Consider the following 24,040-nt stretch of genomic DNA (forward strand, 5'->3'; position numbering starts at 1 on the left):
GACTTTGGCGTAATCGTGTCACCCAGCGAACGGATCGCGCACGGTGATCCCCTCGAACTTGCGGAAGTCGCGGTCGCGGGTCCAGATGGTGGCTATCCCGTGCTGGTGCATCAGCGCCACTATGTGGGCTTGGGACACCAGACCGCCCCGGGGCTGCACGACATCGGCGACTCGCCGGTAAACGCCCCAGAAGTCCTCGCCCTCACCGACCGTCCGGACGTGGGCTCGAGACACGAATTGACCGATGTTGCCGGCGGCGGCTCCGGGTGCCAACGGCACATCCAGCAGCGCCGGATGGGTGACGATGCGCAGGTATTCCGCCGCGACCGGCCACAGCAGGTAGACCAGGCCGGGCCCGGTCAGGAAGCGCTCGACCAGTACCCGCGCCGTCTCGTGGAACGCGCTGCCGCGGTGCGTTGCGTGGACAAGGACGTCGACGCCGAAGGTTTCGCTCATGGCCTGTCCAGCACGGCGTGCTTGTCCTCGAGATCGACCCTCGGCCGCAGGTCGGCGGTCGCCCACTGGATATCGGCGCTGCGACGCGGCTCGGCGGCCAGCGCCTGGGCCAGAAGTTCCGAAACCAGCTGCCCCAACGTCTTGCCCTCCTGGCGCCGGCGCCGCTTGAGGGCTCGCAATACGTCGCCGTCAATGTCGATCGTGGTCCTCATGCATCAGATGCTAGCCATGTAAACATCTGATGCCGCCCGCCGTGTTGCCGGTCGTGTTGGTTGCGCTGCGGGCGGTAAACCGGTTGCATCGGCGTTGTGGGCGAAGAGGTCAAGCGCACCGCGTATGACCGCACACACCGGCGGGAATACCGGCGCAAGGTGCAGATCTGTCTGGACGTCTTCGAGACGATGCTTGCCCAATGCACTTTCGACTCCGAGCTGCCCCTCACCGGGATGGAGATCGAATGCAATCTGGTCGACGGCGACTACCAGCCAGCCATGTCGAACCGGGCGGTGCTGGACGCGATCGCCGATCCGGCCTACCAGACCGAATTGGGCGCCTACAACATCGAATTCAACGTGCCACCGCGACTGCTGTCCGGGCGTTCCGGCCTGGATTTGGAGGCCGACGTGCGGGACAGCCTCAACGACGCCGAGCGGAAGGCCGGTTCCGACGGCGCCCACATCGTGATGATCGGCATCCTGCCCACGCTGATGCCCGAACATCTGACCGAGGGCTGGATGAGCGAATCCACCCGCTACGTGGCGTTGAACGACTCGATATTCGACGCCCGCGGCGAGGATATCCCGATCAATATTTCCGGGCCCGAGCCGCTGAGCTGGCAGGCGGCCTCCATCGCGCCCGAATCAGCCTGCACCAGTATGCAATTGCATCTGCAGCTGGCTCCGGCCGATTTCGCCGCCCACTGGAACGCGGCTCAGGTGCTGGCCGGGGCGCAGCTTGCGCTGGGCGCCAACTCCCCCTACTTCTTCGGCCACCAGCTGTGGGCCGAAACCCGGATTGAGCTGTTCGCGCAATCCACCGATACCCGGCCCGAGGAACTGAAGACCCAGGGCGTGCGGCCACGGGTGTGGTTCGGCGAGCGGTGGATCACCTCCATCCTGGATCTGTTCAAGGAGAACGTCCGCTACTTTCCGTCGCTGCTGCCGGAGGTGTCCGACGAGGATCCGGTCGTCGAACTCGCGGCCGGGCGGGTGCCGCAGCTCGCCGAATTGCGCCTGCACAACGGCACGGTGTACCGGTGGAACCGGCCGGTGTACGACGTCTCGGAAGTGGCCGGCGAATGCCGGCCGCATCTGCGACTGGAGAACCGGGTGTTGCCGGCCGGACCGACCGTCATCGACATGCTGGCCAATTCGGCCTTCTACTACGGCGCGCTGCGCAGCCTGGCCGAAGCCGATCAGCCGCCCTGGAACACAATGAGTTTCGCTGCGGCGCAAGCGAACTTCTTCGCAGCCGCGCGGCACGGGATGGATGCCCTGATGCATTGGCCGGGCCTGGGCGAGGTGACGACGCAGGAGTTGGTATTGAGCACGTTGCTGCCGATGGCTCACGAGGGATTGCGGCGTTGGGGTGTCGACGCCGAGGTGCGCGACCGCTTCCTGGGGGTCATCGAGGGCCGGGCCACCGTCGGCCGCAACGGCGCCAGCTGGCAAGTCGCCACGGTGCGCGCGCTGCAGGACGGCGGCATGAACCGGCGTGCGGCCCTGGCCGAGATGCTGCGCCGCTACTGCAAGCACATGCACGCCAACGAGCCGGTCCACACCTGGGAGTGCTGACAGCTGGCGAGTAGGTTGAAAGCCATGACCTCTGACGTGATGGACTGGGACAGCGCATACCGGCAGCAGGGCGTGTTCGAGGGGCCGCCGCCGTGGAATATCGGCGAGCCGCAGCCGGAATTGGCTGCGTTGATCGCGGCCGGGAAGGTACGCAGCGACGTCCTCGACGCCGGATGCGGGTACGCCGAATTGTCGTTGGCGCTGGCCGCCGAGGGCTACACCGTGGTGGGCATCGACCTCACGCCCACCGCCGTCGCGGCGGCCACCAAGGCCGCCCAGGAACGGGGGCTGGCTACGGCCAGCTTCGTGCGGGCCGACATCACCGACTTCGCCGGCTATCCGCCCGGCTCCGCGGGCCGCTTCGCCACCGTGCTGGACTCCACGCTGTTTCATTCGCTGCCGGTAGAGGGTCGCGACGGCTACCTGAGCGCGGTGTATCGCGCGGCGGCCCCAGGCGCCAACTACTACGTGCTGGTGTTCGCCAAGGGCGCGTTCCCGGCCGAATTCGAAACCAAACCCAACGAAGTCGACGAAGACGAGTTGCGGTCCGCGGTGGGCAAATACTGGGAGATCGACGAGATCCGGCCGGCGTTCATCCATGCCAACGTGCCGCAGGTTCCCGCCGGAGCCCCGTTCGAAATGCCGCCGCATCCCCACGACGAGAAGGGCCGGATGAAGATGCCCGCCTATCTGCTGAGCGCACACAAGGCGGGCTGACCTGGCACCCGTTAGGCCTTAGACCGAAGTCGCCGCGGTGGCCGCGATCAGCGCCTCGGCAAAAGCCTCCAGGTCTTCGGTGGTGGTGTCCAGGTGGGGCGAGATGCGTAGCACCGGCCCCGTCAGCTCCTGCGGCGCGCGCCCCACATCGGCGTAGGTCGTCAGGATTCGCCGCTCCGCCAGCAGCCAATCCCGTACCGCCGCCGGGTCGGCGCCGTCGGCCGGGGCCAACGTGGTGAGTGCGCTCGGCTCGTCGACCTCTTCGACCACCAGCCAGCCGTCCACGTCGGCCAGCAGGGTACGGGCGATGCCGCCCAGTTCGGCCAGTCGGGCCCGCACCAGCTCCGGGCCGTAGGCCAGGTGCTCGCCGATCGCCACCGAAAAGCCCACGCGCGCAGCAACATTAGCCTCACCGAACTGCAGGCGCTGCGCCACCGACAGCGCCGGTGCCCACTGCGGAAGCGGTAGCCGGGGACGCAGCCGCTCCATCAACTCCGGTCGCACGGCCAGCACCCCGACCCCGCGCGGCCCGGCGAGCCATTTGCGTGACGACGAATAGGTAACGTCGGCACCCACCGCGCAGTCCACCTGGCCCAGCGCCTGAGCGGCGTCGACAACCAGCGGCAGCTGCAGCTCGCGGCAGAGCCTGGCCATCAGCGCCAGCGGCTGCACGGTGCCCCGGTGGCTACCCACCGGGGTCAGGTGCACCAGATCGGGCGGATTCTCCTCGAGGTCGAACGCCGCATCGTCGAGCGCGAGCCGGCCGTCGTCGAGGGTCGGCAGGAACCGCACCTCGAACCCGTGTGCATCCATCACCGCCAGGTTGGGGCCGTATTCGCCGGGCAGGCAGGCCAGCGTCCCGCTTCCTGCGGGCCAGCTGCCCAGCAGCAAATCCAGCGCGTGCAGCGAGCCGGTGGTGAACACCACCTCGGCGCCGGGCATGCCGCACAGGGTTGCCACCGCAGCCCGCCCGGCGTCCAGCGCGGCGGTGGCCGCCTCGGCTGCGACATACCCGCCGACCTCGGACTCGTGCAGCGCGTGGCGGGCGGTGGCATTCAAGACCGCGAAGCTTTGTCGCGAGCATGCGGCACTGTCTAGGTGCAGGCCCGCGACCGGTGGGCGCGCCGCCCGCCATCGCTTAGCCAGGGTGCTCACTTCACGCTCAGGGACAAGCCGAAGTCGCCCGCGTCGTCGGTCCACCACCGGGTGCGCCGCAGTCCCGCGGCGGCCAGCTCGGCGGCGATGCCGTCGGGCCGGAACTTGCACGACACCTCGGTCAGCATCTCCTCGCCGGAGGCGAAGTCGACGGTCAAATCCAGGGCGCCGACTCGCACGTGCTGGGCACTGTCGGCGCGAAGCCACATCTCGATCCGCTCCTCGTCGATATTCCAGCGGGCCACGTGCCGGTAGCCGTCGAGGTCGAAATCGGCGTCCAGTTCCCGGTTGATCACCGCGAGCACATTGCGGTTGAATCGGGCGGTCACCCCCGCGGCATCGTCGTAGGCCCGAACCAGCCGGCCGGGGTCCTTGACCAGATCGGTGCCCAGCAGCAGGCTGTCACCGGGGCGCATCACCCCGGCCAGCGTCGCCAAAAATTCCGCCCGCGGGCCGGGTGTCAGGTTGCCGATCGTCGAGCCCAGGAACACGAACAACCGCCGGCCGCCGGCCGGGATTTCGGTCAGGTGCTCCTCGAAGTCACCACAAACAGCGTGGATTTCGATGCCGTCATATTCACGCTTGATGGCGGTCGCGGCTGCCGACAGCACGCCGGCGTCGACGTCGAACGGCACGAATCTGCGCAGCGATCGGCGATCACGTAAGGCGTCCAGCAACATCCGCGTCTTTTCCGAGGTGCCGCTGCCGAGTTCGACCAGGGTGTCGGCCTGGCTGGCGGCGGCGATGCCTGGCGAGTGGGCACGCAGGATGCCCGCCTCGGCACGCGTCGGGTAGTACTCCGGTAGCCGGGTGATCTGGTCGAACAGGTCGCTGCCGACGGAATCATAGAACCACTTGGGGGGCAATGACTTCGGCGTCTGTTGCAGCCCGCCGGAAACGTCGCGGCACAATGCCTGATACGCCGAGTCCTCGGCCAGATGGTTCGACAGCGACAACGTCATCAAAGTCCTTTCGTGGCGTCCAGGGCGGTCAGCGTGACCCGATCCGCGGTGACCTCCACCAGATGGCGGTCCGGCACGTCCTGCCAAGCGGAGTCGTCGTCGTAGGGCTCACTGGCCAGCACCACCCCATCGGGGCGGCGCAGAATGGACAGCGTCTCGTTCCAGGTGGTAGCCAGCAGCCGAGATCCGTTGGCGGCCATGATGTTGAGCCGTGCGAGCGGGTCGGCAGTACCGATCTCGGCGATGGTGACGGCCAGCGCGTCCAGGCCGCGCTCGAAGATGGTGGCCGCCAGTATTGCGCTGTCGCAGACGGATTCGGCCGTAGCGGTCAGCGGCAGCACACTGCGGTCGACGACGCCGTTGTGCGACAGCAGCCACTGTCCGTCGGTAAACGGTGCGGTGGCGCTGATCTCGATCGGCATCCCCACGGTCGCCGAGCGGACCGCGGCCACCACGCAATGGCTGTGCAACCCCGGTGCTACCGAACCGAACGACGCGTCCCCCCACAGCGGCGCCGCGCTGCGCCAGCGCCGCGGCACCGCGCCGTCGAAGAAGCCGACGCCCCAGCCGTCGGCGTTCATCAGGCCATGCTTTTGCCGCCGCGGCGCATAGGACTGCACCAGTAGGCTCTGGGGGGGTTCAAGCATGAGTGCCGACAGGGCGATCTCGGTGCCGAGCCAACCCAGATGCCGGCACATCAGACAAGATCCTCGACCGACCAGGCCAGCCGGACACCGGCGAAGATCTGCCGGCGGTACGGGTGGTCCCAGTTGCGGAAGCTGGGCCGCAGAATGGCCGGCTCGACAGCCCAGGAGCCGCCGCGCAGCACCCGGTAGTCGCCGTCGAAAAACGGTTGGGAATACCGGTCGTAGATCATCGGGACGAATCCGGGCCACGGTCGTAGCGGTGAGCTGGTCCACTCCCAGACATCGCCCAGCATCTGCTCGACCCCGTAGGGCGACACCCCGGCCGGGTAGGCGCCGACGGGCGCCGGTCGCAGCGCCACGGCACCGAGATTGGCGTGCGCGGCTGACGGCGGCTGCGCTCCCCACGGGTAGCGACGCCGCGAGTTGGTCCCCGGATCCCACGCACACGCCTTCTCCCACTCCGCCTCGGTGGGCAGCCGGGCACCGGCCCACGCCGCGTACGCCTCGGCTTCGAAGTAGGTGACATGCTGGACCGGCTCATCGGCGGGAAGGTCTTCGAGGTAGCCGAACCGGACGCGAGTTCGCCCGTCGGAGCTCCAGAACTGCGGCGCGCTCAGGCCGGCGCTTAACCGGTACTGCCAGCCACGCTCGGACCACCACCGCGATTGGGTGTAGCCGCCGTCGTCGACGAACTGCTGCCATTCGCCGTTGGTGACCGGAACCCGCCCGATCCGGAAGGCTGGGACGTCGACGACATGGGCGGGACGTTCGTTGTCCAGCGAGAAGGGCTCGCTCTCGGCGTCCACGCCCAGCACGAACGGGCCACCGGGCACCAGCACCGATGTTCCCGCCACGCCCGGCCGGCCCGGGGGCAGCACGGACGTCGCGCGCAACAGCGGCGCACCGGTGCGCAGGTTCAGCGCCTGCAACATGGTCTCGGTGTGCTGGTATTCGTGGCTGGCCACCATGCCGAACACGAAGCCGGCCGGGTCGCCGGGATGATCGTCGGACAGAGCGTCCAACGCATCCAGCGCCGCCGAGCGAACCGTCCGGCAAAAGGACCGCGCCTGATCCGGCGACAGCAACGGCAGCTCGACCCGGCTGGCGCGCGAATGCTGGAATGCGTCGTAGAGGCCGTCGACCGCCGGCGCCAGCATGCCGGGCCGGTCCGGGCTGCCGCCGCGCAGCAGCCAGAACTCTTCCTGTTGACCGATGTGCGCCAAATCCCACACCAGCGGGCTCATCAACGGGTCGTATTGGCGGCGCAGTTCGGCATCGTCGAAGTCGACCAGCCGCAACGTGCGCGCCCGGGCCCGCTCCAGGTCGCCGGCCAGCCGTTCGCGTGCGGTCACGATTCTCCTCGTGCCAGCCGTGCCACCGTCTGCGCAAGACCGCATTCGATGACCCGGTCGGCAAAGTCGTCACCGGGACAGCGGCCCCGCTCGACATTGTCTGCCAACGCCTGCATCGCATCGCTGAGCTCCGCCGGCGCGCGCTCGGCGGCGACGGCCACACATCGACCGGCCGCCTCGTAGAGGCGCCGGTCTTCCAGCCCGATGCGGGCAGCGGTGTCCCAGGCGGTGGCAACCGGCTCGACGGCCTCAGCGGCCACCCCGGCTGCAGCTGGGTCGTCGAGCAACGTCACCACCGTGAACGCCAGTGCGGGCCAGAACGGGGCGGGCACGCTGTCGAGGTAACGGATCTCCAGCCATTGCCGGGGACGTACCGGCGGGAACAGCGTGGTGAGGTGATAATCCAGGTCGGCGGTGGTCGGTCGGCGATCGCCGAGCCGGACCCTGCCGTCGGCCCAATCGGCGAAGGGCACGTAGTGGGTCACCGCGACCGCGTCCGGATTGTGCACCAGCATCACCGGAGCCTTCAGGGCATACCGCGCCCAGTCGGTGACCGGGTCGTCCCCGCTGGCGCCCAGGATCGGCCCGCAGCGGGCAGCATCCATCCGGCCCCATACCCGCTGCCGGGTAGACCGCCAACCGGAGAACTCGCCCCCCAGCATGGGGGAATTGGCGGCGATCGCGATCATCGTCGGTCCCAGGGCATGCGCCAGCCGCACCCGCGCCGCCCAGTCGGCCTGCGGACCGGCGTCGACGTTGACCTGGATGGAAGCCGTCGACGTCATCATGGCCGCCCCGGCTGCCCCGGAGTCGCTGGCGGCGAAAAACTGCTCCATGGCGCGGTAGCGCGCGCCCGGGTTGATTCGCTTGGTCGGCCGCAGCGGGTCGGCGCCCAGGAATACCAGCCCCAGGCCGGCGTCGGCGAAGGCCGACCGCAGTACGGCCTGGTCGCGGTTCATCGCGTCGATGGCCGCCAGCACGCCGTCGCACGGCGGACCCGACAGCTCCACAGCTCCGCCGGGCTCGACGCTGACCGCACTACCGCCCGGCAGCGGGCTCAGCCAGTCCAGAACGTCGCTGATCTCGTCCCAGCTGGGCCGGCGAAACGGGTCGGCGGGGTCATAGCAGTGCGCTTCCAGTTCCAGCCCGACCCGCCCCAGCGGGCCGTCGACGAGGCAGCTTTCGGCGATGTATGCCCCCGCAACTTCCAACGAGGCGATCTCCCCGTCGCTGTCACCGGCGCTGTCCAGCTGCGCTGCCGCAGCAGTGCTGGGGGCAAACGTCATATCACGATTCCTCCGGGGCCTGCGGCTATCGAGAACGATAGCCGCCACCATCTCATCTTCCAGAGAGCCCCGACATATTCCCGCACGTTCTCGGTGCCCGGGTCAGACGAGTACCCACATTCGCGGGTGGTTACTGGCCCAGGATGTTCTGCATTGCCCCGGCCAGCACGTTGACCGCCGGACCTGCGTTGCCAGACTGGCAGACCTTTGCCTGCAGCAACACATTTTCCCGCAGCCTGGTTTGATCGAAGCACCGCCGGTCGGTGCCGGCTTCCTGCTTGGTCCACGCCGAGTCGGTTGCTGTCGGCGGACCGCCCTCGAACGACCAGACCTGTGTGGTCCCGTTGTCCAGGTGCATCGCGGTGGTCTGCCCCGAGCAACCCACGGTTCGGTCCACCACGCGGTGAAACGCTCGGTCTGCGGCGTCGCTGGTTGCGAATACCCCGATCGTCTGCTTGACGTAGTGAGCCTGGTCGGTGGCCGAGGTCTGGGTGATGGCGCCGTTGAATGAAGCCAGGTCGGGATCGTCGTACACCTCCGGCAGCCCGATGTCGGCCCAGTTGTTGCACACCGGGAGGTCAACCGCATACGCCTGGAACGGCTCGGTGAACATCAACTCCCAACCCATCGGCGCGCCGACGATATTGCCGACCGATCCCCTGCCCAGGACCGCGTAGTTCACCACCCCCGGCTCTGACGGGTTCGCCGCCGCAGTCGGAGCACCCGCCAGGCCCGCGACCAGTCCGAGGCTCAGCGCGGTGATCCGCATGGTGTCAGACCTTGCCATGAAGCCGATCATGCCAGGCGGGCCAACGTCGATTTGCCGGACCAAAACCCGCGCGATTCAGCCCAGGCCGGCCCGCACGCCTTCCTCGACCTTCTTGCCCAGATCGGGGTCCACGTTGCGCCAGTACTCGAACACCCGCGACAGCACCGGCTCCTGCACACCCTTGGAAACATGTCCAACAATGTTGTGGGCCAAGCGTTCCCGCGCTGCATCATCGAGCACATCGCGGACCAGGGTGCCGGCTTGACCCCAGTCGCCGTCCTCGGCGCGCAGTGTGTACGCCGCGCGCACCATCTGGCCGTCGGCCATCCACCGCACCTCGGCGGCGCGCGCCGGATCGGCCTGCGGGCCGCCGTAGGAGTTGGGCGCATATACCGGATCGGTGACGTTGTGCATCCGCATCGCACCGTCCTTGGAGTAGCTGCTGACCGTCACCTTCGGCGAATTGACGGGGATCTGCTTGTAATTGGTGCCCAGCCGGGCCCGGTGCGCATCGGAGTAGGAGAACCCGCGCGCCAGCAGCATCTTGTCCGGGCTCAGTCCGGTTCCGGGCACGATGTTGTTGGGCTCGAACGCGGCCTGCTCCATCTCGGTGTGGTAGTCGGTGACGTTGCGGTTCAAGATCAGCTTGCCGACGTCGATCAAGGGATAGTCGCCGTGCGGCCACACCTTGGTCAGGTCGAAGGGATTGAAACGGTAGGTCTTGGCCTCCTCGAACGGCATGATCTGCATCTTGAGTGTCCAGCTAGGGAATTCGCCGCGCTCGATCGCCTCGTAGAGATCGCGCTGATGGTAGTCGCCGTCTTCACCGGCGAGCCGGTCGGCATCCTGCTGCGACAGAAAGTCGATACCCTGGTCGGTGATGAAATGGTACTTCACCCAAAAGATTTCGCCGTCAGCGTTGATCCAGCTGTAAGTGTGGCTGCCGTAGCCGTTCATGTGCCGCCAGGTCTTGGGGATGCCCCGATCCCCCATCAGCCAGGTCACCTGATGGGCCGACTCGGGCGAGAGAGTCCAGAAGTCCCACTGCATGTTGTGATCGCGCAGATTGTTTGCCGCACGGCGCTTTTGGGAGCGGATGAAGTGCTGGAACTTGAGCGGGTCGCGGATGAAGAAGATCGGCGTGTTGTTGCCGACCATGTCGAAGTTACCTTCGGTTGTGTAGAACTTCAGTGCGAAACCGCGCGGATCCCGCCAGGTATCCGGGCTGCCGCGCTCACCTGCGACGGTGGAAAACCGGATCAGGGTTTCGGTTTTGGCGCCCGGCTGGAACACCGCGGCTCTGGTATACCGGCTGACGTCGTTGGTCACTTCAAAGTGGCCGAACGCGCCGCCGCCCTTGGCATGCGGCTGGCGTTCCGGGATGCGCTCCCGATTGAACATGGCCATCTGCTCGATCAGGTAATGGTCCTGCAGCAGAATGGGGCCGTCGGGTCCGACGGTCAGCGATTGGTCGTCGCTGGGAGCAGGACTGCCGGCGTCAGTGGTGGTATAGCGCTCCGTCATTTCGTTGTCTCCTTGTCGACTGGGATGCTCGAATCGTGTTGTGCGCAAACGAATTCGGCTCGCGATGGTATTATCCGGCATCCAACAAGCCGCTGGGTGCCGCCTTTTCCCAGGACGCGTTATGGCCGCGCCGGCGACGTTGTGGGGCTGGGGCTGCTGGGCGTCTGCGGGGCCGCAGGACCGAATTGGCCGGCACCCGGACCACCGGGACCCCCGGGACCACCGGGACCGCCCGGGAACCCAGGACCCATGCCAGGGGGCGGGGGTCCGGGGAATCCGAACTGCCATCCCGGCCCGGGACCGGGACCACCCGGACCACCCGGACCACCCGGACCACCCGGACCGCCGGGCATGAACATGCCGTGGTGGTGATGGCGGTGGTGGTGGCACTTGCCGTATCCGAAGACCAAAGCACCAGCAAGAAAGAGCGTCCAGGCGATGAAGATGACTCCGGCCACGATCACCACCCACGCCGCGGCCTGGTAGAGCCTCGGCGGCTTTTCCCGCGGCGGTGGTGGGGGTGGTGCAGCGGTGGCGACAGCGGGCGGCGGGGTCACGGGTTCGGGTGTTTCGCTCATCACTCGAATATTGCTCAGCCCTGCGACAACCGCAAAGGGTTCGGCGGCCCGGCCCCGAATTGATGCCCAAATTGATAAGGCCCGGTGCTCAAGCGAGCACCGGGCCGGTGTTGGTGTTGCTAACGACCGGGTGTGGTGGACGGCGCAACCGAGGACGGCACCTGGCTGGGACCGGCGGGGCCGGTGGCGGGGCTTTCCGCCGGGGCTCCGCCGGTGGGACCCCCCGTGCGGTGCATCATCGCGTGGGGCTTGTGGTGATGGCGATGGTGGTAGCCGCCGTGACCGCCTTGCATGCCCAGCCGGAAGCCGGTGAAGAAGATGACCGCGACGATGAACACGATTCCGGCGACGATGACGACCCACGCCGCAGCCTTGAAAACCTTGGGTGTTTGACGTTCCACAGCCGCGGTCGGCGGCGGTGGAGCCACGGCGGTCGACGTCGGCGCTGTTGGTGTTTCAGGTGTTTCGCTCATGAGTGGCATGATGCCGGGGCAAACAGTGGTGGCGGCTATGCGTAACTTAGGTAGCAGCTATGAGCGCTGGATCTGGGTGGCGCCCGCCGCAGCCCTACCGAACCATCAGGCCTCACCGCATCAGGGCTTGAACGGATTGACCGCAAACTGGATCACCCGATACGGCGCTCGGGCGCGCGGGTCGGCATTGTTCCATTGGCTGACGAATATCCGCAGCTCATCGAGGGTCGAACCGGGCGAGATATACCCGCCATAGGGCTCCGCGAGTCGATTGTCATACGGCGGCGGCAGGCTGTCGGCCGGGTCGGGCCACTCGTCGTGCTGCACCACCGTGGTCACCGGGGCAGTACCCAGCGTCGTCGGATCCTCGGCCACCCGGACCTCCATGTCGCCGGTGCTGGCGTTGAAATACGACAGCACCGTCTTACCCTCGATCTGCCGGACGCTCAGCTCGCCGACCTGGTCTGGCCACAGCGGGGTGGCTGGCTTGTTCCAGCCGCCGCCGGGTCCGCCGGCCCAGCCCTGCCATCGCGATCGGTCGGTGAACGCCTCGGGCGTGGACCGGTACAGCACCGCCGGCTGCCGGCGGGTGAAGCTGTCGGCCACGATGTACACCCACCCGGTGGGCGAATCCGGCGTCGGGATCGGGTCGTAGTAGCCGCTGATCTGTGTCTGCGCCCCGCCCGCATACGAGCCGTCACGCCGCGACCCCGGAACGGTCCGCCAGCCGCCGCGCACCGGCTCGGCAACCACCAGCCGCGAGTTCAGCGGCTCCAAATCTTTGGTCGTGGCCACCAGCAGATAGTTGCGGCGGTTGATCTGCACCACCCCGGCGGGCAGCTGCGAAGTTCCCGGTGGTGTCGGATCGGCCAGCAACGGCTTGCTCACCCCGGTGACGCCGGTGTAGCGCACCCCGTCGGGGTCGTCCACCGACTCCGTGTCGACATGCAGCGCAACCGGCGCATACCAGCCGCCGAACCCGACGCCCTGGCCGGCGAAGCTGTCCCCGCACACCTGCAGCAATTGGCTGGGAAATTCCACGAACTCGCACAGGTCGGTAGCGCCGATGCCGTAGTCCCCGGTCGGAGTTCCGGTACCGGCCGTCGGGCCGATCCGCAGCACCTGACCCGGCGCCAGCGGCTGCAGGATCGGCTCCGGCACCGGCGCCGGCGGATCGGCATGCGCCAGCCAAACGCATTGTGGCGCAACCAAAAATAATGCGGCTAGCACTGCCCACCGCGCGGAGATCACCCGCGGGTCACAACTTTGAGGCCAGCAACTCGGCGATCTGGATGGTGTTCAGCGCCGCGCCCTTGCGCAAATTGTCACCCGCAATGAAAAGCGCCAAACCGCGCCCGCCCGGCACCCCGGGGTCGTTGCGGATGCGGCCAACAAGCGACTCGTCAACCCCGGCGGCCGCCAACGGCGTCGGCACGTCGACCACCTTCACCCCGGGTGCGCCGTCAAGCAACCGCCGAGCCCGCTCGGGCGAAAGCGGCCGGGCAAACTCGGCGTTGATGGACAAGCAGTGGCCGGTGAACACCGGCACCCGCACGCAGGTACCGCTGACCGCCAGGTCGGGAATGCCCAGGATCTTGCGGCTCTCGAACCGCAGCTTCTGGTCCTCGTCGGTCTCCCCGGAGTCGTCATCCACCAGCGACCCGGCCAGCGGCACCACGTTGAACGCGATCGGCGCGACGTACTTCTGCGGCGCCGGAAAATCGAGAGCGGCACCGTCGTGCACCAGCTGCTCGGCGTCGTCGATCACCGCTCGGGCCTGGGCGGCCAGCTCGGCCACCCCGGCCAGGCCGCTGCCGGAGACCGCTTGATAGGTCGAGGCCACCACGCGGACCAGCTGGGCCTCGTCGTGTAGCACGTTGAGCACCGGCATCGCCGCCATGGTGGTGCAGTTCGGGTTGGCAATGATGCCCTTCTTGAGTGCCCCCGCCCCGCGCACGTCCCGTTCGAAGTTGACCTCTGACACCACTAACGGCACGTCGGGGTCTTTACGCCACGCCGACGAGTTGTCGATCACCGTCACGCCCGCGGCGGCGAACCGCGGCGCCTGCACCCGCGACATCGCCGCGCCGGCGGAAAACAGGGCGATGTCCAGCCCGCTCGGGTCCGCCGTCTCGGCGTCTTCGACCTCAATTTCCTGACCGCGGAAGGCCAGCTTGCGGCCGTGGGAGCGGGCCGAGGCGAAGAACCGTACGCTTTCAGCCGGGAAATCACGCTCGTCGAGCAGCGTGCGCATCACCTGGCCCACCTGGCCGGTGGCGCCGACCACTCCTATTGAAACCATCTAGCGTCCCGTCCCGGCGTACACGGTGGCTTCCTCGTCGCCGCCTAGGCCGAACGCCTCGTGCAGCGCCACCACCGCCTTGTCCAGCTCGGTGTCCCGGCACAGCACCGAGATGCGGATCTCCGACGTGGAGATCAGATCGATGTTCACCCCGACCGCGGCCAGCGCCTCACAGAACGTCGCCGTCACCCCGGGATGGCTGCGCATGCCCGCCCCGATCAGCGACAGTTTGCCGATGTGATCGTCGTAGAGCACCTGGGAGAAGCCGATCTCGTCTTTGAGCGAGTCCAGCTTGGCCACCGCGGTCGGTCCGACGTCGCGTGAGCAAGTGAAGGTGATGTCGGTCTTGCCGTCCTCGATCTTGGACACGTTCTGCAGCACCATGTCGATGTTCACCTCGGCGTCGGCGATGGCGCGGAACACCTTGGCCGCATATCCGGGAATGTCGGGCAGCCCGACAATGGTCACCTTGGCTTCGCTGCGGTCGTGCGCGACTCCGGTCAGGATGGGGTCTTCCATAGGTACGTCCTTGATCGATCCGACGACGACGGTGCCCGGCTTGTCCGAATACGACGAGCGGACGTGCACCGGAATGTTGTAACGGCGGGCGTATTCCACACAGCGCAGCATCAATACCTTGGCCCCGCAGGCCGCCATCTCGAGCATCTCTTCGAAGGTGACCGTGTCCAGCTTGCGCGCGTTGTGCACGATCCGCGGATCGGCGGTGAAGATCCCGTCGACGTCGGTGTAGATCTCGCAGACGTCGGCGCGCAGCGCGGCCGCCAGGGCGACCGCGGTGGTGTCCGAGCCGCCGCGGCCCAACGTGGTGACGTCGCGGGTGTCCTGGCTGACGCCTTGGAACCCGGCGACCAGAACGATCCGACCTTCGTCGAGCGCGGTCCGCACCCGCCCCGGGGTGACGTCGATGATCTTGGCGTTGCCGTGGGTGCCGGTGGTGATCACCCCGGCCTGCGAGCCGGTGAACGACCGGGCCTGGGCGCCAAGCGATTCGATCGCCATGGCTACCAGGGCGTTGGAGATGCGCTCACCGGCGGTCAGCAGCATGTCGAGTTCGCGCGGCGGCGGCACGGGGCACACCTGCTGAGCCAGATCCAGCAGGTCGTCGGTGGTGTCGCCCATCGCGGAGACGACGACCACTACGTCGTTGCCCTGCTTCCTGGTCTCGACGATGCGTTCGGCGACCCGGCGAATCCGGTCGGCATCGGCCACCGAGGATCCGCCGTACTTCTGCACGACGAGCGCCACTGATCTTTTCCTGTCTTGATTGGCCCGGGTTTGAGTCCACAACAGGATACGTGGACGCGCATCTCAATTTTATGGGCGATACCCGCGGGCGGCCCGTGCCCGTCGAGTGTGAGGCCATTGCGTCGAGCGTGAGGCCACGGCGTCGAGCGTGAGGCCACGGCGTCGAGCGTGAACCGATGGTTTCCAGCGCGAACCCAGGGCGGAACTTCCGCAATTTCACCGCCCGCGGCGCACGCTCGAGGCCGTCAGCGCACACTCGGCGTCAGTCGATGCGACCGGTTTTGGTGAGCCGGCCGGTAGCGGTAGAGTGCACAACGTGCAGCGGGTGCTCCTCCTCGGACGCCGCGACGGGGTCTGATCCAGACCGGCTTCCCGTCGCGGGGCGTTCGCGACTGCGCCGGTCTGAGGTTCCTTCTCACAACCCCGGAGCAACTACCGTGACCAATCCTGATACACCCGACGCGTATCGATCGGCCCGAACCGTCATCAAACCTTCCGGCCCACCGCGTCCCGGCCAACCCGCGTGGAATCCCCAGCGGGGAACCTCGATGCCGGTCCACCGGTACCGGCCCTTCGCCGAAGAAGTCGAGCCCATCCGCCTCACCGATCGCAGCTGGCCTGACCGCGGCATCACCCACGCCCCGTTGTGGTGTGCAGTGGATCTGCGCGACGGCAACCAGGCGCTGATCGACCCGATGAGCCCGGCCCGCAAGCGCCGCATGTTCGACCTGCTGGTTCGCATGGGCTACAAGGAGATCGAGGTCGGGTTCCCGTCGGCCAGCCAGACCGACTTCGACTTCGTCCGCGAGATCATCGAACAGGGCGCCATCCCCGACGACGTCACCATCCAGGTGCTGACCCAATGCCGCCCGGAGCTGATCGAGCGCACCTTCGAGGCCTGCGAGGGCGCCGCGAGGGCGATCGTGCACTTCTACAACTCGACGTCGATTCTGCAGCGCCGGGTGGTATTCAAGGCAGACCGGGCCGCGGTGCAGGGCATCGCCGTTGACGGCGCCCGCAAGTGCGTCGAGGAGGCCGCAAAGTATCCGGGCACGCAGTGGCGCTTCGAGTACTCGCCGGAGTCCTACACCGGCACCGAGCTGGAATACGCCAAACAGGTCTGCGACGCCGTTGGCGATGTCATCCAGCCCACACCCGAAAACCCGATCATCTTCAACCTGCCCGCCACCGTCGAGATGGCAACGCCCAACGTCTACGCCGATTCGATCGAGTGGATGAGCCGCAACCTGGCGCGTCGCGACTCGGTCATTCTGAGCCTGCATCCGCACAATGACCGCGGAACAGCCGTCGCCGCAGCCGAATTGGGCTATCAGGCCGGCGCCGACCGCATCGAGGGCTGCCTGTTCGGCAACGGCGAACGCACCGGCAACGTCTGCCTGGTGACGCTGGGGCTGAACCTTTTCTCCCGCGGCGTGGACCCGCAGATCGACTTCACCAATATCGACGAGATCCGGCGCACCGTCGAGTACTGCAACCAACTACCGGTCCACGAGCGGCACCCCTACGGCGGCGACCTGGTCTACACCGCGTTCTCCGGCAGCCACCAGGACGCCATCAACAAGGGCCTGGACGCGATGAAATTCGACGCCGACGCCGCCGACACCGATGTCGAGGACATGCTGTGGCAGGTGCCGTATCTGCCGATCGACCCACGTGATGTCGGCCGGACCTACGAAGCGGTGATCCGGGTCAATTCGCAGTCCGGCAAGGGCGGGGTGGCCTACATCATGAAGGCCGATCACGGCCTGGTCCTGCCGCGACGGCTGCAGATCGAGTTTTCCCAAGTGATCCAAAAGATCGCAGAGGGCACAGGGGGAGAGGGCGGTGAGGTCTCACCGAAGGAGATGTGGGACGTATTCGCCGAGGAATACCTGGCCCCGGTGCGGCCATTGGAGCGCATCAAACAGCATGTCGATGCCGCCGACGACGACGGCGGCACCACCACCATCGTCGCAACCGTCAAGGTCGACGGGGTGGAGACCGAGATCAGCGGAACCGGTAACGGCCCCCTGGCGGCGTTTGTCGACGCGCTCGGCCACGTCGGCTTCGAGGTGGCCGTCCTGGACTACTCCGAGCACGCGATGAGCGCGGGCGGCGATGCGCAGGCTGCGGCATATGTCGAGGCGTCGGTGGCGGGCAGGACGGATGGTGCCGCAGACGCCGAGCGCGAAACGGTGTGGGGCGTCGGTATCGCCCCGTCGATCACCACCGCGTCGCTGCGGGCTGTGGTGTCGGCGGTCAACCGAGCCAGCAATCGGCGATGAGCTGACGTCGGCACACCGGCGCTACCGCGGGGACCACCCGCGCCGTACTACGGCGTCGCTCCACCCCGGCCGCGGAACTCGTTGTCGGGCCGGGGTCGCCGCGTGAAGACGCGGTGACGTCACGATCGCGGGAGTCGTGCTTGGGCATTGCGGCGACCGTAATCGGCGCGGCGAGCTCAATCTGGAGGCTGAATATGGCACTCAGTTATCAGGTGTGCATAGGACATGCCGTCGGCCGCTCAGAAAATTCGCGCTGCGGCCAACTAGTTCTCGAAGAACGCACGTAACAGCCGGTGGACCGCTCCGGCCGGATTCTGTGCCCCGCCCGGCATCGTGAGGTTGCTGAACAGGTACCCATTGAGCAGCCGACTCAACTCGTCCATCTGCTCAGGCGTCGGGGTGAAGCCGGCCGCCTCGAGGATCAGCGTGGCGGTTTTCACCGCGGCTGCCTGCAGTGCGATCAGGAACGGCTGCAGCTCGGGCCGGCGCGTCCCCTCCAGGAACAGCTCAAACCGCGCCAGCGTGTAGCGTCGCGCCCGCTCATCGGGGTCGGCAAGGAGACGCGTCAGGAGCGCTTCGACGCCGTCACGGGTCAGCGAACCGACCGCGGTTTGCAACGCCGCCACGCGTTGCCAGTGCAGGTCGACGGTGCGGGCCGCGGTCGCTTCGAGCAATGCCTGACGTGTCCGGAAGTAGTTCGACGTGGTGCCCGCGGGCAACCCCGCCCGCTCGTCGACCTGCCGATGTGTGAGCCCGCCGACTCCGACGTCGGCGAGGATGTCGATGGCGACGTCGAGGATTCGGGTGCGGCGTTGCGGGTTGGGTGGCATCAGTCGGTGTAGCGCAGCCGCCAGAACATGGTCAGGAACGCCGGATACACCGCGATCAGCAGTAGATAGCTGAACCACAGTGGAAACCACGTCACGATCGACACGTCCCTGACCACATACGACATGTAGGCGTGTAGCGGCACGCTGCCGGCGATGTAGACCACCGACGCGGTGAACAACAGCCGATGCCGTTTGCCGGTGAAGCGGACACGGTGCCACACCAGGATGCCGGTGACGGCCGCATATGTCATCGGCACCAGCAGGATTCGATCCGTCGTCACCGTCACCACGTAGCGCAGCGCTGTCTCGTCTCCGAAGATCACGCGGTACAGGTGTAAGGCGACGCCCAGACAAATGGTCACGCTCGCGGCTTCCCGGAAGAAGTAGCCGTGCCGGCGATACATACGCGGATCTACTACGTGCGTAGTGGTTATCATGCGCGCCACAGTACCACTACATCTGTAGTACAGCAAAGTTCAGAAAAGAGCGAGCTGCTCGTCGACCAGGCTGGGGTCGGTGAATTCCTCCATGCTGGTGCCGCCGAGGACGGATTCCACGCAGTCCATGAACTGGGCGTCGGAAACCACCGGCACTCCCAGCTGCCGGGCGTGATAGCCCTTGCCCTGCTCGGGCGCGGCATCGTTGCAAACCACCAGCGAGGTCTCCCGGTCCACATCGTCGCTGTAGGCCAGCCCCGCATACAGGATCCGCTCGACCAGTTCCTCGTGCGTCCGACCCACCTCGGCGGCCAACGCCACCCGCATGCCTTGGACCAGGGGCCGGCCCGTGACGTAGCGGCCCGGGTTGAGATATGGGCAGGGCATCCGGGACGCCATCACCTTCAGTGGGCGCAGCTCGTCGTGGGTCACTCGCCCGTTGGGCCAACGCCGTCGGGTCACCGGACGTATCGGCAACCAAACATCCAGTTCCCGGGCGCGCTCGAGAGCGGGCGTCAGAATCCCGGTCAACACCAGCGCATCGTCGAACGCGTCATGCGGGCGCTCCTGGGCGACACCCCAGTGCGCGGCGAGCGTCTCCAGCCGCAGATTGTCGATGCCCAGCTCGAGCCGGCGGGCCAGCTCGACAGTGCACATGACAGTGTCGACGGGAAGTTCGGCGTCGGCGAGTTCGGCTTCCGCGGCCAGGAATGCGTAGTCGAACGCGACGTTATGCGCTACCAGGGTGCGCCCACGCAGCACCTCGACCACAGCACTTGCAATATCACCGAATTGCGGCTGGTCTTCAAGCATCGCGGCGGTCAGACCGTGAACATGGGTGGGACCGGGGTCCACTCCGGGATTGAGCAGGCTGACCACCGACTGCTCCACCCGCCCGTCGGCGTCGAGGCCCAGCGCGGCGATGCTGATGATCCGAGCCTGACCCGGGCGAAAACCGGAGGTCTCGACATCGATGACGGCCCAACCCTCGTGCGGGTGGCTGGCCGGCCTTCCCCAGGTGTGGCTCACAGGGATGAGAATGGCATGCCCGACCGACATCAGAGGCGTCGCTGCACATCGTGTCGGCCCTTAAGTCGTCAAGGCGACCCCCAGCGCCCGGCGCCACCAGCGCCGAGCCTGCGATCGCCCCCCAACCCCACCAGGCCGACCCGCTACGCCCGGCGCCACCAGCGCCGAGCCTGCGATCGCCCTTAAACTCACCCGGGTGATCACCTCCCGGGCCCGCCTTGCCCTCGCCGCCGGAGCGAGTGCGCGTTGGGCATCGCGAGTCACCGGACGCGGAGCCGGCGCGATGATCGGCGGCCTGGTCGCGATGACCCTGGACCGCTCGGTGCTGCGCCAACTCGCCGCCGGCCGTCGCACGGTGATCGTCACCGGGACCAACGGCAAGTCCACGACCACCCGGATGGCCGCGGCCGCGCTCGGCACGCTGGGCCCGGTGGCCACCAACGCCGAGGGCGCCAACATGGACGCCGGCCTGGTGGCCGCGCTGGCCGCGGATCGTCACGCCGAGCGGGCGGTACTCGAAGTCGACGAAATGCACGTGCCGCACGTCTGCGATGCGGTGCAACCCGCCGTGATCGTCTTGCTCAACTTGTCGCGGGATCAGCTGGATCGCGTCGGCGAGATCAACGTGATCGAACGCACGCTGCGGGCCGGTCTGGCCCGCCAGCCAGCAGCCGTCGTCGTCGCCAACTGCGACGACGTCCTAATGACGTCGGCGGCCTACGACAGCTCACACGTGGTGTGGGTGGCCGCGGGCGGCTCCTGGTCCAACGACTCGGTGAGCTGCCCCCGCAGCGGCGAGGTCATCGTCCGTGAGCACGGCACCTGGTACAGCACCGGCGCCGACTTCAAGCGACCCAGCCCGCAATGGTGGTTCGACGACCACACTCTCTACGGGCCCGACGGGCTGGCGCTGCCGATGCGGTTGGCGCTCCCGGGCGCGGTGAACCGTGGCAACGCCGCCCAGGCCATCGCGGCCGCCGTCACGCTGGGCGCCGATCCGCGGAAAGCGGTCGCTGCCGTCTGCGAAGTCGACCAGGTCGCCGGACGCTATCGAACCGTCCGGATCGGCGCGCATGAGGTGCGGATCCTGCTGGCCAAGAACCCGGCCGGCTGGCAAGAAGCACTGTCGATGGTGGACCAGCACGCGGCCGCGGTGGTTATCGCGGTCAACGGTCAGGTGCCCGACGGCGAGGACCTGTCGTGGCTATGGGACGTGCGCTTCGAGCACTTCGCGGACACCTTCAAAACAACCCCGGTGGTAGCCGCCGGCGAACGCGGCACGGACCTGGCGGTGCGTCTGGGATACGCCGGCGTCGAACACACCTTGGTGCACGACACCATGGCGGCCATCGCATCCTGCCCGCCCGGCCAGGTCGAGGTCGTCGCCAACTACACCGCGTTTCTGCAGCTGCAACGAGCATTGGCGCGCCATGGCTGAATCACGAGTGCGGATCGGGCTGGTGCTGCCCGACGTGATGGGCACCTACGGCGACGGCGGCAACGCAGTGGTGCTGCGCCAGCGCCTGCGCCTGCGTGATATCGCCGCCGAGATCGTCGCGATCACGCTGGCCGATCCGGTGCCGGAGTCGTTGGACCTCTACACGCTGGGCGGCGCGGAAGACTACGCCCAGCGACTGGCCACCAAGCACCTGCTGCAGTACCCGGGCCTGCAGCACGCAGCAGCCCGCGGCGCGCCGGTGCTGGCAATCTGCGCGGCCGTCCAGGTGCTGGGCCAGTGGTACGAGACATCCTCGGGAGAACGAGTCGACGGTGTAGGCCTTCTCGATGCCACCACCTCGCCGCAACAGGCGCGCACCATCGGCGAGCTGGTCAGCATGCCGTTGCTGACGGGTTTGACCCAGCCGTTGACCGGATTCGAAAACCACCGCGGCGGCACCGTCCTGGGTCCCGCGGCGTCGCCGTTGGGAGCGGTGGTCAAGGGTGCGGGCAACCGAGCCGGTGACGGCTTCGACGGGGTGGTTCAGGGCGGTGTCGTCGCGACGTACATGCATGGGCCCTGCCTGGCCCGCAACCCCGAGCTTGCGGATCTGCTGCTCAGCAAGGTAGTAGGTGAGCTGGCGCCGCTGGAACTGCCCGAGGTTGACCTGCTGCGCCGCGAACGACTGCGCGCTTAAGGCCGCCAGCCTCGGGTCAGCAACGCGTTGCGCACCCGGGTAAGGACGTCGTCGGGCCTGTCTTCGGCGATCACCCGGATAATCAGCCAACCCAATTGCGCGAGCGTGCGCAGCCGCCATTGGTCGTGCGCATACCGGCGGCGGTCGGTGCGGTGTTGGTCGCCGTCATACTCGGCCGCCACCTGGTATTTCTCCCAGCCCATGTCCAGCATCGCGATCAGCCGCCAGTTGGCCTGCACCGGTATCTGCGTGCTGGGTGTCGGAAATCCGGCATCGATCAGCAGGAGTCGCAGCCAGGTTTCCCTGGGGGACGCCGCACCGGCGTCGACGAGCGGCAGCACCTCCCGCAAGCGCCGGACACCACGTGCAGCCGGATAGCGCTTGGCCAACAGCAGCACATCTTCGGTTGAGAACGGCGACGCTCGCATGAGTGCGTCGAGGCGCGCCACGGCCTGCCCGCGTGGCAGATGCCTACCGAGGTCATATGCCGTCCGCGCCAGCGTGGTCACCGGCAGGCCCACCACCCGGGTGATCTCGTCATCGGCGAGAGTTTCGTCGCGAGCGACGAGCCCCCGCGGGGGCCTGGTGTTGCACCAGATCAACTCGATGGCCACGTCATCGTCGATCCATTGCGCGCCGTGCAGTGCGGATGCGACTACACCGGCAATGACCGCTCGGCGTCCCGACCATAGCCATGCCCCGATAGTGCGGTCGCGCAGTGACATGTTGTGCTGCTGGGGGGCGTAGACGCCTGGATACACCCGCCGGTACCACCGTTGCAGCTCATGCCGGGTCACTTTGCTGGACGAGACAGCTTCGCTGCCGATGAAAATCGCCGTCATGGTTCGAAATGCTGGCAGCGGGAGCCGACAACTCACCGAGCCTGTAAACGTGCAGAGAAAGTGCGAGGAGCGGCCTGCAAAATTACAGGCTCGCCGAAATCACGCCGAAATCAAGCAAGCACGCGACGGCCAGTCAACGCGCGGCCAAGAGTCAGCTCGTCGGCGAACTCCAGATCACCACCCATCGGCAGACCCGACGCGATCCGGGTCACGGTCAGGCCGGGGATGTCGCGCAGCATCCGCACCAGGTAGGTAGCAGTCGCCTCGCCCTCGGTGTTCGGGTCGGTGGCGATGATGACCTCGGTGATGTCGACGTTGTCCACCCGCTCGCCGATGCGGCTCAGCAGCTCTCGGATGCGCAATTGCTCCGGGCCGATCCCAGACAATGGATCCAGCGCACCACCCAAGACGTGGTAGCGACCGCGGAATTCGCGGGTGCGCTCGACTGCCTGGATGTCCTTGGGCTCTTCGACGACGCACACCAGGGAGCCGTCTCGACGAGGGTCAGCACAGATGCGACAACGCTCGTCGTCGGCGACGTTGCCGCAGACGGCACAGAACCGCACGCCGTCGCGCACCCGGCCCAGCACGGCGGTCAGCCGGTCGATGTCCGACGGCTCGACCGACAAGAGGTGAAACGCGATGCGCTGCGCACTCTTGGGTCCGATACCCGGCAGCTTGCCGAGTTCGTCGATCAAATCCTGGACAGGCCCCTCGAACATGTCGGCGCGGATCAGACCCCCGGCATACCGGGCGCACCGGGCATACCCGGCATACCAGGCATACCCGGCGCACCGGGCATACCCGGCGCCCCCGGCGGCGCTGGCGGGCGCATCGCCCCGGCCAGCGCCCCCAGCCGTTCCTGCGCCATCTTGGTCACCTGCTGCGACGCATCGCGCATCGCACCGACGATCAGGTCCTGCAACGTCTCGATGTCACCCGGATCCACAACCTTGGGGTCGATCGTCACACCGATCACTTCGCCGCTGCCTTTGACGCGAACCTGAACGAGGCCGCCGCCGGCTTGCCCGTGCACCTCAGAGTTCGCCAGTTGTTGCTGGGCTTCCAGTAGCTTCTGCTGCATCTGCTGCGCTTGGGCGAGCAGTGCGGACATATCGCCTCCGGGTTGCATGACAGTCGCCTCGCATCTTGGTCTCGAGTTGGTTTCGCCTGCGGTTGTCGGGCGATTCGGAACATTCAGC

General features: G+C 67.3%; 25 protein-coding genes. 5 read left to right on the forward strand and 20 right to left on the reverse strand.

The genetic code is table 11. The annotated features are described in order from the left end of the window. Positions 1–18: 18 nt before the first annotated feature. Positions 19–456, reverse strand: a complete 438-nt coding sequence (locus EET13_RS27135) for a TA system VapC family ribonuclease toxin (RefSeq protein WP_122445147.1) — start codon at positions 454–456, stop codon at positions 19–21. Further along, positions 453–668: an antitoxin gene (locus tag EET13_RS27140; protein ID WP_122445148.1), complete on the reverse strand. Its 216-nt coding sequence runs from the start codon at positions 666–668 to the stop codon at positions 453–455. Before EET13_RS27140 ends, EET13_RS27135 begins: the two co-directional genes overlap by 4 nt. Before the next feature lie 96 nt (positions 669–764). Between EET13_RS27140 and EET13_RS27145 the strand changes: the two genes are divergently transcribed. Then, positions 765–2,249, forward strand: a complete 1,485-nt coding sequence (locus tag EET13_RS27145; protein ID WP_122445149.1) for a glutamate-cysteine ligase family protein — start codon at positions 765–767, stop codon at positions 2,247–2,249. A gap of 24 nt (positions 2,250–2,273) precedes the next feature. Next, positions 2,274–2,966, forward strand: coding sequence for a class I SAM-dependent methyltransferase (locus tag EET13_RS27150; RefSeq protein WP_122445150.1), 693 nt, complete (start codon positions 2,274–2,276; stop codon positions 2,964–2,966). A gap of 18 nt (positions 2,967–2,984) precedes the next feature. Here EET13_RS27150 and egtE read toward each other — a convergent pair whose 3' ends face one another. From egtE to EET13_RS27210, 12 genes are all read right to left on the reverse strand, one after another. Continuing rightward, entirely contained in the window at positions 2,985–4,121 is a 1,137-nt protein-coding gene (gene egtE, locus EET13_RS27155) for an ergothioneine biosynthesis PLP-dependent enzyme EgtE (RefSeq protein ID WP_122445151.1), read from the reverse strand. Beyond that, entirely contained in the window at positions 4,118–5,083 is a 966-nt protein-coding gene (egtD, locus tag EET13_RS27160) for an L-histidine N(alpha)-methyltransferase (RefSeq protein WP_122445152.1), read from the reverse strand. Before egtD ends, egtE begins: the two co-directional genes overlap by 4 nt. Beyond that, on the reverse strand, positions 5,083–5,781 hold the full coding sequence (egtC, locus tag EET13_RS27165; protein WP_122445153.1) for an ergothioneine biosynthesis protein EgtC: 699 nt from the start codon (positions 5,779–5,781) through the stop codon (positions 5,083–5,085). Before egtC ends, egtD begins: the two co-directional genes overlap by 1 nt. Further along, entirely contained in the window at positions 5,781–7,082 is a 1,302-nt protein-coding gene (gene egtB, locus EET13_RS27170; protein ID WP_122445154.1) for an ergothioneine biosynthesis protein EgtB, read from the reverse strand. The genes egtC and egtB overlap by 1 nt, the downstream gene beginning before the upstream one ends. Further along, positions 7,079–8,368, reverse strand: coding sequence for an ergothioneine biosynthesis glutamate--cysteine ligase EgtA (gene egtA, locus EET13_RS27175; RefSeq protein ID WP_122445155.1), 1,290 nt, complete (start codon positions 8,366–8,368; stop codon positions 7,079–7,081). Before egtA ends, egtB begins: the two co-directional genes overlap by 4 nt. A 130-nt stretch (positions 8,369–8,498) precedes the next feature. Further along, the gene (locus tag EET13_RS27180) at positions 8,499–9,137 is read right to left on the reverse strand and encodes a sensor domain-containing protein (protein ID WP_122445218.1); all 639 of its coding nucleotides are present in this window, start codon (positions 9,135–9,137) and stop codon (positions 8,499–8,501) included. 75 nt (positions 9,138–9,212) lie between these two features. Continuing rightward, positions 9,213–10,661 (reverse strand): catalase, encoded by a 1,449-nt coding sequence (locus tag EET13_RS27185; protein WP_122445156.1) that lies wholly within the window; start codon positions 10,659–10,661, stop codon positions 9,213–9,215. Between the two features lie 119 nt (positions 10,662–10,780). Further along, entirely contained in the window at positions 10,781–11,239 is a 459-nt protein-coding gene (locus EET13_RS27190) for a hypothetical protein (protein ID WP_122445157.1), read from the reverse strand. 119 nt (positions 11,240–11,358) lie between these two features. Then, on the reverse strand, positions 11,359–11,712 hold the full coding sequence (locus tag EET13_RS27195; protein WP_122445158.1) for a hypothetical protein: 354 nt from the start codon (positions 11,710–11,712) through the stop codon (positions 11,359–11,361). A gap of 120 nt (positions 11,713–11,832) precedes the next feature. Beyond that, a complete protein-coding gene (locus tag EET13_RS27200; protein WP_122445159.1) occupies positions 11,833–12,963 on the reverse strand; it encodes a DUF4185 domain-containing protein in 1,131 nt (376 codons plus the stop codon). 7 nt (positions 12,964–12,970) lie between these two features. Next, complete coding sequence (locus EET13_RS27205) at positions 12,971–14,014, reverse strand: aspartate-semialdehyde dehydrogenase (protein WP_122445160.1); 1,044 nt, start codon at positions 14,012–14,014, stop codon at positions 12,971–12,973. Further along, the gene (locus EET13_RS27210) at positions 14,015–15,280 is read right to left on the reverse strand and encodes an aspartate kinase (protein ID WP_122445161.1); all 1,266 of its coding nucleotides are present in this window, start codon (positions 15,278–15,280) and stop codon (positions 14,015–14,017) included. Between the two features lie 437 nt (positions 15,281–15,717). On the opposite strand from EET13_RS27210, the gene leuA reads away from it, so the two are divergent. Continuing rightward, positions 15,718–17,565, forward strand: a complete 1,848-nt coding sequence (gene leuA / locus EET13_RS27215) for a 2-isopropylmalate synthase (protein WP_122445162.1) — start codon at positions 15,718–15,720, stop codon at positions 17,563–17,565. A 263-nt stretch (positions 17,566–17,828) separates the two neighbouring features. Here leuA and EET13_RS27220 read toward each other — a convergent pair whose 3' ends face one another. Genes EET13_RS27220 through EET13_RS27230 form a run of 3 tightly spaced genes read right to left on the reverse strand, consistent with a single transcriptional unit; the run spans position 17,829 to position 19,861 of the window. Next, positions 17,829–18,395, reverse strand: coding sequence for a TetR/AcrR family transcriptional regulator (locus EET13_RS27220; RefSeq protein WP_122445163.1), 567 nt, complete (start codon positions 18,393–18,395; stop codon positions 17,829–17,831). After that, positions 18,395–18,832: a hypothetical protein gene (locus EET13_RS27225; RefSeq protein ID WP_244604139.1), complete on the reverse strand. Its 438-nt coding sequence runs from the start codon at positions 18,830–18,832 to the stop codon at positions 18,395–18,397. The genes EET13_RS27220 and EET13_RS27225 overlap by 1 nt, the downstream gene beginning before the upstream one ends. A gap of 39 nt (positions 18,833–18,871) precedes the next feature. Further along, positions 18,872–19,861, reverse strand: a complete 990-nt coding sequence (locus EET13_RS27230; protein ID WP_122445219.1) for a DEDDh family exonuclease — start codon at positions 19,859–19,861, stop codon at positions 18,872–18,874. A gap of 196 nt (positions 19,862–20,057) precedes the next feature. Between EET13_RS27230 and EET13_RS27235 the strand changes: the two genes are divergently transcribed. Next, the gene (locus EET13_RS27235; protein WP_122445165.1) at positions 20,058–21,299 is read left to right on the forward strand and encodes a Mur ligase family protein; all 1,242 of its coding nucleotides are present in this window, start codon (positions 20,058–20,060) and stop codon (positions 21,297–21,299) included. Then, on the forward strand, positions 21,292–21,996 hold the full coding sequence (locus EET13_RS27240; protein WP_122445166.1) for a type 1 glutamine amidotransferase: 705 nt from the start codon (positions 21,292–21,294) through the stop codon (positions 21,994–21,996). Before EET13_RS27235 ends, EET13_RS27240 begins: the two co-directional genes overlap by 8 nt. Here EET13_RS27240 and EET13_RS27245 read toward each other — a convergent pair. The 3 genes from EET13_RS27245 to EET13_RS27255 all read right to left on the reverse strand — a co-directional run bounded on the left by EET13_RS27245 (position 21,993) and on the right by EET13_RS27255 (position 23,970). Next, complete coding sequence (locus EET13_RS27245; RefSeq protein ID WP_122445167.1) at positions 21,993–22,838, reverse strand: hypothetical protein; 846 nt, start codon at positions 22,836–22,838, stop codon at positions 21,993–21,995. The two genes, EET13_RS27240 and EET13_RS27245, sit on opposite strands and share 4 nt — an antisense overlap. 110 nt (positions 22,839–22,948) lie before the next feature. Then, the gene (gene recR, locus EET13_RS27250; protein ID WP_122445168.1) at positions 22,949–23,560 is read right to left on the reverse strand and encodes a recombination mediator RecR; all 612 of its coding nucleotides are present in this window, start codon (positions 23,558–23,560) and stop codon (positions 22,949–22,951) included. An 11-nt stretch (positions 23,561–23,571) separates the two neighbouring features. Then, entirely contained in the window at positions 23,572–23,970 is a 399-nt protein-coding gene (locus EET13_RS27255; protein ID WP_122445169.1) for a YbaB/EbfC family nucleoid-associated protein, read from the reverse strand. Positions 23,971–24,040: the final 70 nt, after the last annotated feature.

The organism is Mycobacterium attenuatum, assembly GCF_900566085.1.
Lineage (GTDB): Bacteria > Actinomycetota > Actinomycetes > Mycobacteriales > Mycobacteriaceae > Mycobacterium > Mycobacterium attenuatum.